The following is a 15,821-nucleotide window of genomic DNA, read 5'->3' as shown; positions in this document are numbered from 1 at the left end:
CCTTCGGTCGCCGACCGCGAGCTCCGCCGGGGGCTCACCCGGTCAAAATACCAGCCCCGCCCCTGCCCCTGCGCGCTGTACGCCTCTCGGGTGACCACCGAAGGGGCCGGAGCGCGGAATCTCTCCCCCAGTGACGGTGTCCTCGCTCGGGTCTGAGCGGGGACACCCGCACTGGGGGAGCGTTTCCGCGATGAAGGTCGCTTGAAAACGTTATCAGACTGTGTTTGACTGGCCGCGACCGCGCGACGAGGGAGTGACCGTGACCGATCTGGCCTGGGGGCACGCAGGGCTCACGCTGACCTTCTCCACGAGTCCAGATGGGCCAGTGGCACTGACCACGGCGAGGGCCGACGGGGTGGAGGTCAGCTCCGCCGAACCCGTCGGCCTCGTTCAGATCCTCACCGCCGGCTCCGGGCACGCGCTGGCCAGCACCCGCGTCGGGATGACCGCTCTCGGGGAACACCTCCGCTACGTCCGGCACGAAACGTCAACGGAGGGTGCGTGGCACCGCCTCCGCCTCACCCTCGCCACCCCCGGTATCCAGGCCGACGTGCTCCTGGCCTCCCCCGACGGCGTGGCCGCGTTCTCCTCAGAGGTCACCGTGACGGCCACCGGGGAAGTACCGGTCTGCCTGCGGTCCGTCTCCTCCTGGGCCGCGCCGCTCGGCGTGCGCGACGCGGGGGCCTGGGAGTTCCACAGCGCGGCCAGCGACTGGCTGGCCGAGTCGCGGTGGAGCGCCCGGTCCTTCCGTCCGGACCTGTTCCCGGCGATCGCCGCCCAGCTCACCGGGGTGCGGCCGAGGGGCACCGCGACACTCGTCTCCCGCGGCACCTGGTCCAGCGGCGAGCACGCCCCGGTCGCCTCCGCGACCTCGGACTCCGAGGGCGCGGCCTGGCTGTGGCAGGTGGAACACAACGGGCCTTGGCGGATCGAGGTGGGTGAGGAGCACGAGGACTTCTCCGTGGCCCTGTCGGGCCCCACGGACCTGGACCACGCCTGGACGCTCGTCCTGGCCCCGGGAGAGTCGTTCACCACCGTCGCGTCCGCCGTCGCCCTCGGCGCCTCCCTCGACGACGCCGCCGCCGCGATGACCCGCTACCGACGCGCCGCGCGCCGCCCGCACCCGGACAACGAGCTGCTCCCCGTGTGCTTCAACGACTACATGAACACGCTGAACGGCGATCCCACCAGCGCGAAGTTGCTCCCCCTCATCGACGCGGCGGCCGAAGTAGGCGCGGAGGTGTTCTGCGTCGACGCCGGCTGGTACGACGACTCCGGACACTGGTGGGACAGCGTCGGCGAGTGGCTGCCGTCGACCAGCCGCTTCCCGGGAGGGCTCGACGAGGTGCTCGGCCGGATCCGGGGCCACGGCATGACGCCCGGCCTCTGGCTCGAGCCCGAGGTGATCGGCGTGCGCAGCCCCATGGCGGACCGGCTTCCCGCGGGGGCGTTCCTGCAGCGGCACGGCCAGCGGATCGTCGAGCAGGACCGCTACCACCTGGATCTGCGCCACCCCGCCGCCCGCGCGCACCTCGACGACGTCGTCGACAGGCTCGTGCGCGACTTCGGGGTGGGCTTCTTCAAGCTGGACTACAACATCAACCCCGGCTCGGGCACGGATCACGCGGCCCCGAGCGTCGGACATGGGCTGCTGGAGCATTCGCGCGCCGTGCTGGCCTGGCTCGACGGCGTCCTCGACCGTCACCCCGGGCTCATCCTGGAGAACTGCGGCTCCGGCGGCATGCGCGCGGACTTCGCCATGCTGAGCCGCCTGCAGCTGCAGTCCACCTCGGACCAGCAGGACTTCCGGCTCTACCCGCCGATCGCCGCGTCGGCGCCGCTGCAGATGCTCCCCGAACAGGCCGCCAGCTGGGCCTACCCGCAGCCCGGCATGGACCCCGAGGAGATCGCGTTCTGCCTGGTCACGGGGCTGGTCGGCCGCATCTACCTCTCCGGGTACCTCAACACCATGACGGAGCCTGAGCTCGGCCTCGTCCGCGAGGGGGTCGCCGCAGCCAGAGGGCTGCGCGCCGAACTCCCGCACGCCCTCCCCTTCTGGCCGCTCGGACTGCCTGCGTGGGCGGACACCTGGGTCGCCGTCGGACTCCGCACCGGCGACGACGCCCTCGTCGCGCTGTGGAAGCGGGGCGAGGCCGAGGGCGTGGCGCTGCCGGTCCCCCGCCTCGTGGGCCGGGAGGCGACGGTGACCGCCGTGTTCCCGCAGGCCGCGGGCGGCTGGGACCTCCGCTGGGACGCCGCGACCGGCCTGCTGCACGCCGAGACCGCCCTGACCACCAGCGCCCGCCTGATTCGACTCACGCCCTCGGAGCGCCGTGGGTGAGACGCCGGCGCCGCCCGCCACCATCAGGGACGTGGCCGCCCTGGCCGGGGTCTCGGTGCCGACGGTGTCGCGGTATCTCACCGGCGCCGCGCGGGTCAGCGACGACAAGCGCGCCCGCATCGCCGCCGCCGTCGCAGAGCTGGACTTCACGCCGAATCCCGCCGCCCGGGCGCTGGGTGGGCGGGCGCCCGGCGTCGTCGCGGTGCTGGCGGGCAACACGTCGCGCTACGGCTACGCCGAGACCCTCCGCGGGATCGAGGAGGCCGCGCGGGCCGACGGCCACCTCGTCACCATCACCGCGCTGGACGGGGCCGGGGAGGCGCAGCTCGACGCCGCCGTCGGTTTGGCCCTGTCTCAGCCCGTGGCCGGGGTGATCGTGCTGGCGTTCGACCCGGCGGGCGTTGCGGCACTCAATCGCCTGCCCTCCGGGGTGGCGGCCGTAGCGCTCGCGGGGGGCCGCTTCGACGGAAGGGCGCAGATCGTCATCGACGAGGACGCCGGCGCCTTCGCGCTCACGTCACACCTGCTCTCACTTGGACATCCGACGGTGCACCACGTACGCGTCCCCTCCCCCGGGGGCGAGGGCGGCCGCACCGCGGGCTGGCGCCGGGCGTTGCACGCGGCGGGCAGGCAGGTGCCCGTCATCATCGAGGCGGGCTGGGACCCGGCCGAGGCCCGCCCTCTCGGAGCCGCGCTCGCTCGGCGCGACGACGTGACGGCAGTGTTCTGCGGAAACGACGAGGTGGCCATGGGACTGATCGCCGGCCTCCGAGACCTGGGCGTATGCGTCCCGCGTGACGTGAGTGTCGCGGGGTTCGACGACCATCCACTCGCACAGCTGTGGGACCCGGCGCTCACCACCGTCGCCCAGGACTTCGCCGAGCTGGGCCGCCGAGGCTGGCAGCTCCTCCGCGACCGCGCGGTCGGACCATCCCGCATCACGCTCACCCCAGACCTCGTCCTGCGCGCCAGCACCGCCGCGCCCCGCACCGGAAGGCCCGCCCGTGACCACTGACCGACTCGTCGTGGACTTCTCCTCCCCCGTCGGCCCGTTCCGCGGCGGCGCCTCCGGCACGCTGTACGGGTTGGGCGACGACGGCGTCCCCACGGCAGCGCTGCTCAACGGCGCCCACCTCACCAACACGAGTCAGAAGGCACCGTTCGGGACGCAGCACCCCAGCGGAGACGCGCTCGCCGTCGAGGGGGGTTTCTTCGCCAAGCACGGCCGCGACATGTACATCTACATCCAGGACCACTACCCGGACTGGCCGTATCACGGCGGCCGGAGGCCCGGTGACGGCCCGGACGGCACCTGGGCGTTCCTCGACGTGGTGGAACGGATCACCGAGGCCGTCGCCACCCGCTCGGCCCGGCCCCGCGACTACGTGCTGATCCCCTTCAACGAGCCCGACGGCGGCAACTGGTACCCCGAGTGGCCCGTGCATCGCGAGCAGTTCCTCGCCGACTGGCTCGCAGTCGTGGGCGTGATCCGGCGCGTCTGGGCGCGCCACGGCTTGGGCGCGCCAAGGATCGGCGGGCCTGGCGACATGCAATGGCAGCCCGAGCGCACAGCCGACTTCCTCGAGTTCGCCGTCGTCCACGACTGCCGCCCGGACGTCTTCATCTGGCACGAGCTGGGCATCGACAACCTCGGCACCTACAGGGGGCACCTGCGCGAGTATCGCGCGATGGAGGCCGAGCGGGGCATCGCGCCCATCGACGTCAACATCACCGAGTACGGCATGCTCCGAGACATGGCCGTCCCCGGGCAGCTGATCCAGTGGCTGGCCATGTTCGAGGACACCAAGGTGGACGCCCAGATGGCCTACTGGAACTACGCGGGCAACCTGTCGGACAACACCGCCCGCGCGCACGGTGCCAACGGTGGCTGGTGGATGCTCAAGTGGTACGGCGACCTGGAGGGCGCGACGACGGTGGCGGTCACGCCGCCGCGGCCCGACGTGCCGGACACCCTCCAGGGGATCGCCGCCGTCGACGACGCCAACCGCCGCGCCACCGTGTTGTTCGGCGGGACGGACAGCGACGTGCTGCTGGAGGTGGCGGGGCTGGACCCGGCACTGTTCGGGGCTCGGGTGGACATCGAGGTCCGGGAGGCGGCGTTGACCGGCGTCGACGGACTGCACGCCGCGCCGCGGGTGGTGTCGTCGGTGCGCGCGGTGCCGTTGGCCGACGGTGGGCTCAGCCTCCCCGTCGCGCCCTACGACCGGTTCTGCGCCTACCAGGCGCTGATCACCCCCGCCGTGGCCGGGGCGTCGGCCGTTGATCCGTGGTGCGCGACGGTGGAGGCGGAGGACACGGTCCTCACGGGGGCCGAGGTGTCGCGGTACGACCCGAAGGCCGAGGAGGGCTGGCAGTTCCTGGCCGCGGGTGGGGCGGACGTGTCGTCGTTCCGGGAGGTCTCCTCGTCGGCCGCGTGGACGGTGGAGGTGCCCCGCGACGGGACGTACCGCTTTCAGGCGATCGGCAGCGCAGCAGGCGAGCCTGGGCGTCACGCGCTGTTCGTCGACGGCGGGTTCGCGGTCTTCGTCGACCATCCGGCGAGTCTCGCGCTCAACGAACGGTCGCGGGGGAAGTACCGCGGGAGCGCGGAGGCGACGGTGCCGCTGGCCGCGGGTCGGCGCGAGTTGTCGCTGCGGACGAGCGTCGACGGGGTCTCGCTGCTCCCGGGGGCCGAGGTCACCCTGGACCGGTTCGTGCTCATGGACGCCACCGATGGTGATCCCGCCACCTACCCGGCCAGCACGTTCAGGCTGTTCGACGGCGCCCGTCTGGACTGGACGACGCTGGGCGACGGCGGGGCCAGGCTGGCTGGGGCCGGGCGCGCCGACGTGTACGCATCGGCTTGGGAGTCGGGCTACCACGATCTTGCGGTCGCGGTGGTGGGTGACGGGGGCGCGAGTGTTGCGGTGAGGGTCAATGGCCAGGACGCCGGAAACCTCGAGGTCGCGGCGGGGGCCGATGTGGGCACTGCGAGGGTGTTCCTGGTGCAGGGCGTCAACGAGATCGAGCTCAGCTGCCCCGCCGGAACATCCCTGGTGACGTCGCTGCTCGTGACGCGCGCCGTCGAGGGCGACGCCGCCGTGATCCGGCTGCCCTGGCACGACGGGGGCTCCATCGCCCGCGCCGGGGCCCTGTCCTCCGCGGGCGAGTTCGTCGTCATGGTGACCTACGCCAACGCGGAGCTCCGAGGCGACCACGACTACAACCCCCAGGTGGTGGACCGGCGCATCGAGGTGTGGGAGGGGCACCGACGAGTGGGCCGCGCCCATTGCCGCTACACATATTCCTGGGACAACGTCCTCGAGCGCGCCATCCCGGTGACCCTGATCACGAAGGACCAGCCGCTACGCCTGCTCAATCCGGACGGCGACCTCCCGCTCATCCGTGAGGTCACGGTCGCCCCCCTGCGTGTCCAGCCGCTGTCAGGGTGAGTCGGCCAGATCCCCCGTGGTCATCGCATCCACCTCCGGGCTGGAGATCAGGCCCAGCTGACGAGCATCTGTGGCACGGTTCCTTCGGGTGCGGGCGCGTCCGCTCCGGCGCAGCCCTCCGAGTAGCATCGCGTCAGGCCGCAGCCGCGGCGGAAGGCAGTAGCGAGGAGACGTCGTGGCATCATCGGCCCGCACCCCACGACGCCCCAATCTCGAGCAGGTCGCAGCCGCCGCCGGGGTTTCCAGGGCAACCGTGTCGCGCGTCGTCAACGAGGTCTCGACGGTGGATCCGGAGCTGCGTGAGCGCGTGAAGCGGACGATCGCGGACATGCGGTACGTCCCGAATCACGCGGCCCGGACGCTCGCCACCAGCCGCACCGACGCCGTCGCCCTGGTCGCCGCCGAGCCGGACCCTCGGGTGTTCGGCGACCCGTTCTTCTCCGCCATCGTTCGCGGGGTGAGCCAGGAACTGCTGGACGCCGACGTCCAGTTGACCCTGCTGATGGCGCAGTCCTACCCCGATCTGGACCGCATCGAACGCTACCTGCGCAGCGCACCGCTCGACGGGGTGTTGCTCATCTCGGAGCACGCCACCTACAACCCCATCCCCCGCGCGATGCTCGACGCGGGGATGCCGCTCGTGATCGGCGGGCGCCCTATCGATGACTCCGCGGGCGTGCCCTACGTCGACAACGACAACGTCGGTGGTGGGCGGATCGCCGCCGAACACCTCATGGCGAGGGGATGCCGGAGGATCGCCACGGTGGCAGGACCCGCCGACATGTCCGCCGGCATCGACCGCCTACGGGGCTTCACCGAGGCCCTCGGGGCACTCTTCGACCCGAACCTGGTCGAGCACGGGGACTTCACGCAGCCGAGCGGCGAGCTGGCCACCGAGCGCCTGCTGAGCCGCTCCCCGGAGATCGACGGGATCGTCGCCGCATCCGATCTCATGGCGCTGGGCGCCCTGCGCGCCCTTCGCCGCGCCGGTCGACGGGTGCCGGACGATGTGGCGGTGGTCGGTTTCGACGACATCCCCCTGGCGGCCGCCGCGGAGCCGCCGCTCAGCACGGTGCGTCAGGACACGGTGCTGCAGGGTCGCGCGATGGCGCGGATGCTTCTGGGAGCCGTACGCCCGGATCGGCTTGCCCCGCCTGAGCCCGGACTCCCGGATCTGCACGGACTGGACAGGCTCGTCCTCCCGGTCACGCTGGTCGCGCGCGAATCCGCCTGACCCCCTTGCCTCGGCGGAAGTTCTTTGGTTCACTGAGAGAGCGCTCTCTGGGAGCGCTCTCTACGGGCGACGATGCCCGTGGAGCCCCCACACGAAAGGCCACCGCATGTCCGGACCGGGGTCCCCTTCCGTCCCGAGAGCAGGTGGCGCCGTCCTGGCGACCGCCCTGCTGCTCTCGTTCCTCACCGCTCCCTCCGCCATCGCCAATGAGCTTCCTGTCGTCGACGACTTCGAAGCTCCCCTGGTGACCGGCGCCTCCACCTCCGGCGGCGTGCCGCTCGGCTTCTTCGTCGCCACCGATCCGAACAGCACGACGACCTTCGAGCGCACCACGTCTGCACCGGAGCGTGAACCGGGGTCCGCTGAGGGCAACCACGTGCTGAAGGGCGACTTCACCGTCAACTCCTTCGGCGTGATCATCCACGGCTTCGAGGACGAGACCGGGGCCGAGTGGGTCTCCCAGGACTGGAGCGCCTTCGAGGGCCTGCAGTTCGAGCTTTACGGCCAGAACACCGGCACCAACCTGTTCATCGACGTCATCGACAACACCACCCCCGGGTCCACCACCGACACCGCGGAACGGTTCAGCGCGGCCTTCGTCGACGACTTCTCCGGCTGGAAGACGATCCAGCTGCCGTTCGCCGACATGACGCGCAAGGAGATCGGCAACGGCGCCCCCAACGACGGCTTCGGCCTCACCGAGGTCCATGGCTGGGCGTTCGGGACGCTCGCGACGAGCGGCACCCAGTCCTACTACCTCGACGACTTCACGCTCTACGGGGTCGCGCCGGAGCGGCCGCTCACCGTCGGGTTCTCCGTGGCCGACACGCAGGTGGTGGAAGGATCGACCGCGACGGTCGAGGTGAAGCTGAGCAAGCCCTCGGCCGATCCGGTGACCGTCGACTGGTCCACCACCACCGGCACCGCGACACCCGAGCGCGACTACGTGCCCAGCTCCGGCACGGTCACCTTCGAACCCAACCAGACCCGCGCGACGATCGCCGTCGAGACGATCGACGACGACGCCTACCAGGGCGAGCGTGGAGTCGTCCTCGAGCTGAGCAACCCTCAGGGCGCCGCGATGGGACGGCCCCCGCTGACCCGCCTTCTCATGCTCGACGACGAGAGCTACGACCCGAGCCTCGTCGACGGATTCGAGGCCGGAGCGTACTTCTGGGAGGCCACCAAGCGCACCACGGTCGACACCCGTGAGATCGCCGCCGGCGACCCGCTCGCCGTGCCTGCCCAGGACGCGTACGAAAACGTGCTCGAGGCCTCGCTCCCCACCTCGGGCTACACCGCGGTGCGCCGCGAGTTCCCAGCGCCCCAGGACTGGAGCAGCTCGGCCGGGCTCGAGTTCCTCTACCACGGCACCGGCAGCGGTAAGAAGGTGAGCGTCGGCATCGAGAACAATGCCACGCAGGAGGGCGACGCGGATCCTGCGACCTGGGAGCTCGCCTGGGCCGACGAGTTCAACACGCCCGCCGGCACTGCGCCGAACGCCGACATCTGGACCCACGAGATCGGCGACGGCACGATCATCGGCAAGCCTGGCTGGGGCAACGACGAGCTGCAGTACTACACCGACAGCACCGACAACGTGGCCACCGACGGCGAGGGCAACCTCGTCATCACGACCCGGGAGACCGACCCCGAGACGGCGCAGCAGTGCTACTACGGCCCCTGCCAGTACACCTCCGCCCGCCTGGTGACTCAGGACAAGGCCGAGTTCCAGTACGGGCGCATCGAGTCCCGCGCGCAGGTCCCGTCCGGTTCGGGCCTGTGGCCCGCGGTGTGGGCACTGGGCAGCGACATCAACCGCAACCCGTGGCCGGCGTCGGGCGAGATCGACATCATGGAGAACGTGGGCCGCAACCCGAACACGGTGTTCGGCACCATTCACGGCCCTGGCTACTCGGGCGGACAGTCCTACGGTGGCACGTACGACTTCGACGTCCCCGTCGCCGACGACTTCCACACGTTCGCAGTCGAGTGGGCCCCCGGTGAGATCACCTGGACGGTAGACGGCATCGAGTTCCACGACGCCGCTCCCGCCGACGTGGACCCGAACCAGTGGGTCTTCGATCACCCCTTCTTCCTCATCATGAACACCGCCGTCGGTGGCAACTTCGGTGGGTCGGTGGGCGCGAACACGGTGTTTCCCCAGACCCTGAAGATCGACTACGTGCGCGTCTACCAGCCCGTGGCCCGTCCGGTGACGTTCACCTCGACCTTCCGCGACGACGTCGCGGGATGGCGCACGATGACGGTTCCGTTCAGCTCGTTCATCAACGACGACGGCGCCACGCTCGACCTCGCAGACGTTCGCGCGATCACCCTCAGCGCGCAGACCAAGCGCGGCCAGTTCCTTCTGGCCGACGACCTGCGCCTGACCTGCTCCTCGGCCATGGAGGTCACCACGGACGCGGACACCGGTCCGGGGTCCCTGCGCTCCGCGCTGGGCGCGGTGTGCGCCGGCGGGACGGTCACCTTCTCCGAGGACCTGGCCGGGGCGACCATCCTCAGCGGCTCCGAGCTCAAACTGGGCAAGGACGTCACCATCGACGCGTCGGCGGCGCCGGGGTTGACCGTCAGCGGCCAGGGCTCCAGGCGGGCGCTCGTCGTCAACGCAGGCGTGACGGCCACGGTCACCGGGCTCACGCTGCGCGACGGCTACGGCTTCGACCTCGCCGGCGGCGTGCTCAACAATGGGAACCTGACGCTCGACCACGTCGTGGTCGCTGACAGCGAGGTCACCACCGGTGGCATCGACTTCTGGAAGGGCGGGGCCGGGATCTACACCGGCGAAGGCGCCACGCTCGTGCTGCGCGACAGCACGGTGCGAGACAACTCCGTGACCGGCGGCGCCGGGGGCGGGGTGTACGGGTTCTTCAACTCCACCATCACCATCGAGCGCTCGACCGTCAGCGGCAACTCCGCCAACGACGTCGGCGGCGGCATCCGGTCGCTCGGCGACACGACGATCGTCAACAGCACGATCAGCGGCAACGCGTCGACGGGCTGGCACGGGGGCGGGGTGTTCCACACCGACGGCGCCCTGACTGTCTCGTCCTCGACCGTTACCGGCAACAGCTCACCCGGGGGAACCGCGGGCGGGCTGTTCCTCGGCTCGTTCGGCGCCCTGGACGGCCGGGCCACGATCCAGGGCTCCTTGGTGTCCGGGAACACGGGCGACGAGTGCGTCATCTTCTACGGCGGTCCGTTCACAATGGAGTCGGGCGGCGCCAACGTCCTCGGGGATGCATCGTGCGGCGAGGCGTCCGACACGGACGTCGTCGTCGCGGACGCGCTCCTCGGGCCGCTCGCCGACAACGGCGGACCGACGCTCACCCACTCGCTGCTGCCCGGCAGCCCCGCCATCGACGCGGGCGATGCGGGGGCGGCACCCGCCACGGACCAGCGCGGCGTCGCGCGTCCGCAGGGCGCCGGTCCCGACGCCGGGGCCTTCGAGGTGGAGGTGCCGTGACCTGACCCAGCAGGCCGGATAGCACGTCGGCGGGTGGCTCGCCTCCACCCTGCTACCGGGGTCAGTCCCAGCCGGGATCGGCCGGGCCGTCGCCGTGGTCCGGGATCGGGAGCCGCGCCCCGTTCTGGCGTGCGGACTCGAAGGCGACGACCCCGGGCAGGGTGAACCGGGCCGCCCGCCAGGCGTTGACGGGGGGCTGGGTGGCCGTTGTCACGGCACGGACGAAGTCGTCGGCGAGGTAGTGGTGGCTGCCCTCGTGACCGTTGTGGGCGCCGTCGAACTCGCGCGGCAGGCGCGCGCGGTCCTGCACCTTGGCGCTACCGGAGGCGAAGCTCTGCATCAGCGCAGGATCCACGTCACCGAAGCCCTCCGGCAGCTCGCCGGGCCCGGTGGCGAGCAGGTCGCTCACGTCGAGCGTCGCGCCCTTGGCGTAGTCCTCGCCTTCGGTCTTGACGCTCAGGGTCGCGCCGTCGCCGGACTGCTCGAAGACCTCCTCGGTGCCATAGAAGCGGAACCGGGACTCGTGGCCCTTCCAGTAGCCCACCCGGCGGAACTCGTTGGTGCGCATCGCGCCGCCGTCGGCGAGCTCGAACAGGGCGGTCATGTTGGAGAAGTCGTTGCCCCAGCGGGAGATGGACTTGTCGAAGATGCCGTCGGTCCCTGTGTCGACGATGCCGAGGCACGACACGGAGGTGGCGTAGGTGGGCAGCGCCCCGAGCACGCCGCCGATGGCGTGGGTCGGATAGAGCATGGGCGGGTAGCTGGCGGTCGACTTCCAGTCCTCCCCGCCGCTGAACTGGTAGGCGGCGGAGAATCCGTTGTCCATGTCGTGGACGTAATCGCCCTCGGAGTAGAAGACGCGGCCCAACTCGCCGTCGGCGATCCGCTTGCGCGCGTAGATCACGGCGGGGTTGTAGTAGCTGGTCTCCCCCATCATGTAGATCAGCCCGGTCTCCTCGACCTTGGCGACGATGGCGGCGATCTCCTCCGCGCTGATGGCCATCGGGACCGCCGAGTAGACGTTCTTGCCCGCCTCGAGCGCCTTGAGGGCCAGCTCACCGTGGCTCCAGCGCTGCGTCATGATCGCCACCGAGTCGACCTCGGAGGCCAACAGGGCGTCGACGTCCGCGAAACTCCCGGCCAGGCCGTACTGCTCGACGTGCTGCGCGGCCCGCTCCGGAACGAGGTCGGTGACGTAGACCTCCTCGACGGCTGGGTGCAACTGCCAGAGGCTGATGAAACTCCGGGCGAACTGGCCGGTTCCGATGACACCGATCTTCATGAGGGTGGAGTCCTTTCGACTGAATGCGTGGGCCGCGGCGACGCGGCGACTGCAAAGTTACCCACTGACGCCCCCTCCGCGCTCCATGCTCGACCTGTGCGACCGTCAGATCGACGGGCCTCAGCGCAGCTCCAGTGTGAGTTGGGCCCGGTGATGCCGGTAGTGCCGAGGAGCCCACCTGAGCACGTCGGCTCGGTTCATCCACGGCTGGAAGTACGGATCCCAGTTCTCCGGCACGCTCATCCCCCGCCCGAGCTCCGCCGGCGTGGCCCCGTCCGCCCAGCCGATCAACCAGGAGGTGTCGCGGCGCATCCACCCTTGGATCAGCCTGAGTGGCACCACACGCCCACCCGCGGCGCTTGCCGCATAGTTGATCCACCCGTAAGGCCGGCCGGCGGCGGCCAGGAGCCTGGCCCATGCTCGCGATGCGCCAGGCGGCAGGCGCGAGAAGCCACCGATCAACGGGATGAACACCCTGGCGATTCGCTGACCGAACCACAGGTGGAACAGCATCTCCCGGTTGGTCCACCTCGTGCCAATGGTGCGTGCGTCCAGCCGCGCGTCGGCGGCGCCCGCTATCAAGCGGTCGAAGTCCTCCCGCATCCATTCCAGTTCCGCGCGGGCCTCGGGGTCCACAGCCACCAGTCCACACTACGCACACCCCACGGGCGCCGGTGGAGGGGCCGACACCGGACCTGTTGCATGAACCGGGTACGTCAGGGGGTCAGGGCTGCGGCGCTCCGCGACCAGTCCAGGCCGTCGATCCATGCCATCGAGTGCTGCGACGGGACCATCGAGGGCATCGGAACCCTCCACAACCGCGTGGTCGCGGGATGACCCACACGCTGGCGCACACGCTGGCCTGGGTGGAGGAGGGCACCGTTCTGATGCGCGCAACGCCGACATCGAGGCCGGCACCCGACGTCCGGCCGAGGAGTTGCTGACGTGGTTCGAAGCGTCCGCGGTGCTGTCCCGATTGCACAGGCCGCCGAGAACGACATCGACGGGCAGGCCGTGCAGGTCTATGCCGGGCCCGGCTGCCACTTCGTGCAGTCGGCCTGCGCAGGGGCGAGATGTTCAGGCGATACGGCCTCCAGGGTCTCGGCCTGAGGACTCGGTCCACCTTGCGGGAGCCGGTCGAGCGTGCGGCCGAGGATCCCCTAGACTGGCCCGCGACACGGGGTGCCCCCAGACGAGGGGCTGAGAACACACCCGCGAACCTGATTCAGGTAATTCTGACGGAGGAACTGTCCTGTGACCACGTTTACGCTCCCCACCATCCCCCGACGCGCCACGAAATCCGGGCCGTGGCGGCGGCTCATCGCCGCCCTCGCCACACTCGCCGCCGTCACCCTGGGCGTCACCGGATGCGGGCCCGACGCCGGCGCCGCGATCCCCGACGACACCACCGTCGTGCGCTTCGCCCTCGACTGGACCCCCAACACCAACCACACCGGCCTGTACGTGGCACTCGAGCGCGGCTACTTCGACGAGGCCGGGATCGAGGTGGAACTCCTGCCGTTCAACCAGTCGCTACCCGACCAGTTGATCGACGCCGGCCAGGCTGAGTTCGGGGTCAGCTTCCAGAGCAACTTCACCGTCGCGAAGGCCGCCGGCGCCGAGATCGTCTCCGTCATGGCCGTGCTGCAGAAGTGGGCCACCGCAATCGCGGTCAAAGCCGACGGCGGCATCGCCCGCCCGGCCGACCTCGACGGACGCACCTACGCCGGATTCGGTGAACCTGCCGAGGAACTCATGATGCAGCGGGTCATTCAGGCCGACGGCGGCGCCGGGGACTTCGAGACGGTCACCCTGGGAACGTCCGCGTACGAGGCCCTCTACGCAGACCGCGCGGACTTCACGGTCCCCTTCCTCGCCTGGGAGGGCATCGAGGCGGAGCACCGCGGCTACCCGCTGCGCTACTTCCACTACACCGACTACGGCTTCCCCGACACCTACAACGTCATCGTGTCGGGAAGCCCGGACTGGATCTCGGAACACCCGGACCAGGCACGCGCGTTCGTGACCGCCCTGGTCCGCGGCTACGAGTTCGCCGCCGAAAGCCCCGACGAGGCCGCCCAGATCCTCATCGACGCCAACCCGGGCTTCTTCACCGACACCGATCTCGTCATCGAAAGCCAGCGGATGCTGTCCGACGAATACCTCACCGACGACGCGGGACTGGTGGGCACCCAGACAGAAGACACGTGGCAGCGCTACGGGCGCCTCCTCGTGGACAACGGCCTCCTCGACGGTCCCGACGGCCGGCCGCTGACCACCGAACCGGACTGGGCCGGTTACTTCACCGATGACCTCGTCGGCTGACACAGCCGCCCGCCCGCGACGGCCACCTCCGCGACACAGCCGGCGAGGCGAGCGCCTCCGGGCGGTGTGGCCGGTGGCGGTGAGCCTGGCCGTCCTGCTGACGCTGTGGGAGCTCGCGGTCGCGGTGTTCCAGCCCCGGCCGTCGATCCTGCCGCCACCGAGCCGCATCGCCGAGCAGGCGCTCATCCACGCTCCCCAGCTCGCTGAGCACACCTGGGCCACCCTCATCGTGACCCTGGCCGGGTTCACCTGCTCGCTCGCCTTCAGCTGGGCGGTCGCCATCACCGTCGACTTCAACGACACCCTGCGCCGGGCGATCACACCGCTCCTGGTAGCGTCCCAAACCATCCCGATCATCGCGATCGCGCCCCTGATGATCCTGTGGTTCGGGTTCGGCCTGCTGCCGAAGATACTGCTCGTGGTGCTCGTCACCTTCTTCCCCATGCTCCTGGGGCTGATCGAGGCCTTCCGCGCCACACCCTCCGGCAAGGCAGAACTCCTCGCGAGCATGGGAGCCACCCGCTGGCAGCAATTCCGCTACCTGCGACTGCCCCAGGCGCTGCCGGCGTTCTTCACCTCGCTGCGGATCGCCGTCACCTACGCCGTCGTCGGCGCCATCTTCGCCGAATACGCCGGCTCCACCGCCGGCCTCGGGGTCTACATGGCAGTCCAGAAGAACGCCTTCCGAACCGACCTCGTGCTGGCCGCGGTCGCGACCACCGCCGCGGTGAGCATCACCCTCTTCGCTCTGGCCGTGCTCGCCGAACGACTCGTCGCCCCATGGGCACGACGAGTCCGGCACGACCCCGCAGGACGGCGCCGGTGAACGCCCCCATCCTCCAGGTACAGCACCTCAGCCACCACTACCCCGACGGCACCGCCACGCTCGACGCCCTCAGCTTCGACCTCCACGAGGCCGACGTGGTCTCCCTCATCGGCCCCAGCGGCTGCGGCAAGAGCACCCTGCTCCGCGTGCTCCTCGGACTCGAGCAACCCACCTCAGGGCAAGTGACCCTCCGCCCGGGCACCCCGAAGCACCCCTTCGCCTACCACGCCCAGGACGACAACCTCTTCGAATGGCGCACCGTCATCGACAACGCCGCGCTCGGCCTCGACGTAGCCCGGCGGAATCGGGCGGCGAGCAGGGCCCTGGTCCGCGCCATGCTCCCCGAGTTCGGCCTCGACGGCTTCGGCGACCACTTCCCCAGCCAACTGTCCGGGGGCATGCGACAACGCACCGCCCTGCTGCGCACCGTCGCCCAACATCGCCCGATCCTGCTGCTCGACGAGCCCTTCAGCGCCCTCGACGCCCTCACCCGCTCCGACCTCAACACCTGGCTCAGAGACGCAGCCACGCGACACGGCTGGACGATCCTGCTCGTCACCCACGACCAGGCAGAAGCAAGGTTCCTCTCCCACCGCATCATCGAACTCAGCGCTCGACCGGCCACCGTGATAGGGATGTTGCACGATTCTGCGAGTGGCAAGCATCAGTCCTAGTCAAACCGGCTCCCCGGGCAGGAGTCGAACCTGCTGCGCTAATCCTGATTCAAAGTCAGGCGGGCCCTACCGAAAGACCAACCGGGGAACGGCCCCGGAGGGCCTCGACTGAGTCTATACAGCCTCAACCCTGGGCGACCACCCGCGGTGAGCGCATCCGGCTCCGCCCAGCTCGGCGCTCTAGAAAGTCGTGAAAGAAA

Annotated in this window: 11 protein-coding genes, 1 tRNA gene and 1 riboswitch; of the genes, 9 read left to right on the top strand and 3 right to left on the bottom strand. The window is 70.4% G+C overall.

Annotation, left to right across the window (positions count from 1 at the left end; translation table 11 throughout):
- The first annotated feature begins 259 nt into the window (after window positions 1–259).
- From ACZK5N_RS09165 to ACZK5N_RS09145, 5 genes are all read left to right on the top strand, one after another.
- Complete coding sequence (locus ACZK5N_RS09165; protein ID WP_463624818.1) at window positions 260–2,341, top strand: glycoside hydrolase family 36 protein; 2,082 nt, start codon at window positions 260–262, stop codon at window positions 2,339–2,341.
- Window positions 2,334–3,356, top strand: coding sequence for a LacI family DNA-binding transcriptional regulator (locus ACZK5N_RS09160; protein ID WP_463624817.1), 1,023 nt, complete (start codon window positions 2,334–2,336; stop codon window positions 3,354–3,356). The genes ACZK5N_RS09165 and ACZK5N_RS09160 overlap by 8 nt, the downstream gene beginning before the upstream one ends.
- A complete protein-coding gene (locus ACZK5N_RS09155) occupies window positions 3,346–5,793 on the top strand; it encodes a carbohydrate-binding protein (RefSeq protein ID WP_463624816.1) in 2,448 nt (815 codons plus the stop codon). Before ACZK5N_RS09160 ends, ACZK5N_RS09155 begins: the two co-directional genes overlap by 11 nt.
- 175 nt (window positions 5,794–5,968) lie before the next feature.
- Window positions 5,969–7,027: a LacI family DNA-binding transcriptional regulator gene (locus tag ACZK5N_RS09150; RefSeq protein WP_459018979.1), complete on the top strand. Its 1,059-nt coding sequence runs from the start codon at window positions 5,969–5,971 to the stop codon at window positions 7,025–7,027.
- A gap of 106 nt (window positions 7,028–7,133) precedes the next feature.
- A complete protein-coding gene (locus ACZK5N_RS09145) occupies window positions 7,134–10,514 on the top strand; it encodes a choice-of-anchor Q domain-containing protein (RefSeq protein WP_463624815.1) in 3,381 nt (1,126 codons plus the stop codon).
- Between the two features lie 61 nt (window positions 10,515–10,575).
- Here the strand turns inward: ACZK5N_RS09145 and ACZK5N_RS09140 are convergent, their stop codons facing one another.
- Together ACZK5N_RS09140 and ACZK5N_RS09135 are read right to left on the bottom strand one after the other, a co-directional pair.
- A complete protein-coding gene (locus ACZK5N_RS09140) occupies window positions 10,576–11,796 on the bottom strand; it encodes a Gfo/Idh/MocA family protein (RefSeq protein WP_463624814.1) in 1,221 nt (406 codons plus the stop codon).
- Between the two features lie 120 nt (window positions 11,797–11,916).
- On the bottom strand, window positions 11,917–12,438 hold the full coding sequence (locus ACZK5N_RS09135) for a DinB family protein (protein ID WP_463624813.1): 522 nt from the start codon (window positions 12,436–12,438) through the stop codon (window positions 11,917–11,919).
- Window positions 12,439–12,498: 60 nt separating this feature from the next.
- Here ACZK5N_RS09135 and ACZK5N_RS09130 point away from each other — a divergent pair, with 60 nt between their 5' ends.
- From ACZK5N_RS09130 to ACZK5N_RS09115, 4 genes are all read left to right on the top strand, one after another.
- Window positions 12,499–12,633, top strand: coding sequence for a hypothetical protein (locus tag ACZK5N_RS09130; protein ID WP_463624812.1), 135 nt, complete (start codon window positions 12,499–12,501; stop codon window positions 12,631–12,633).
- Window positions 12,634–12,964: 331 nt separating this feature from the next.
- A riboswitch (TPP riboswitch) is annotated at window positions 12,965–13,061 on the top strand.
- On the top strand, window positions 13,051–14,121 hold the full coding sequence (locus tag ACZK5N_RS09125) for an ABC transporter substrate-binding protein (protein WP_459018974.1): 1,071 nt from the start codon (window positions 13,051–13,053) through the stop codon (window positions 14,119–14,121). It overlaps the preceding riboswitch by 11 nt.
- Before the next feature lie 73 nt (window positions 14,122–14,194).
- On the top strand, window positions 14,195–14,947 hold the full coding sequence (locus ACZK5N_RS09120; RefSeq protein ID WP_459018973.1) for an ABC transporter permease: 753 nt from the start codon (window positions 14,195–14,197) through the stop codon (window positions 14,945–14,947).
- Window positions 14,944–15,621: an ABC transporter ATP-binding protein gene (locus ACZK5N_RS09115; RefSeq protein WP_463624811.1), complete on the top strand. Its 678-nt coding sequence runs from the start codon at window positions 14,944–14,946 to the stop codon at window positions 15,619–15,621. Before ACZK5N_RS09120 ends, ACZK5N_RS09115 begins: the two co-directional genes overlap by 4 nt.
- Window positions 15,622–15,630: 9 nt before the next feature.
- Here ACZK5N_RS09115 and ACZK5N_RS09110 read toward each other — a convergent pair.
- Window positions 15,631–15,709: transfer RNA gene (locus ACZK5N_RS09110), tRNA-Gln, on the bottom strand.
- Between the last annotated feature and the right edge of the window lie 112 nt (window positions 15,710–15,821).

The organism is Tessaracoccus pujii (assembly GCF_055326215.1).
The sequence above is the reverse complement of the archived record's forward strand: the minus strand, read 5'-3'. Positions and strand labels throughout refer to the sequence as shown.

Excerpts from the sequence above, each read along its gene's own strand:
- ACZK5N_RS09145 (WP_463624815.1), top strand. The coding sequence starts at position 7,134 with ATGTCCGGACCGGGGTCCCCTTCCGTCCCGAGAGCAGGTGGCGCCGTC.
- ACZK5N_RS09140 (WP_463624814.1), bottom strand. The coding sequence starts at position 11,796 with ATGAAGATCGGTGTCATCGGAACCGGCCAGTTCGCCCGGAGTTTCATC.
- ACZK5N_RS09130 (WP_463624812.1), top strand. The coding sequence starts at position 12,499 with ATGAACCGGGTACGTCAGGGGGTCAGGGCTGCGGCGCTCCGCGACCAG.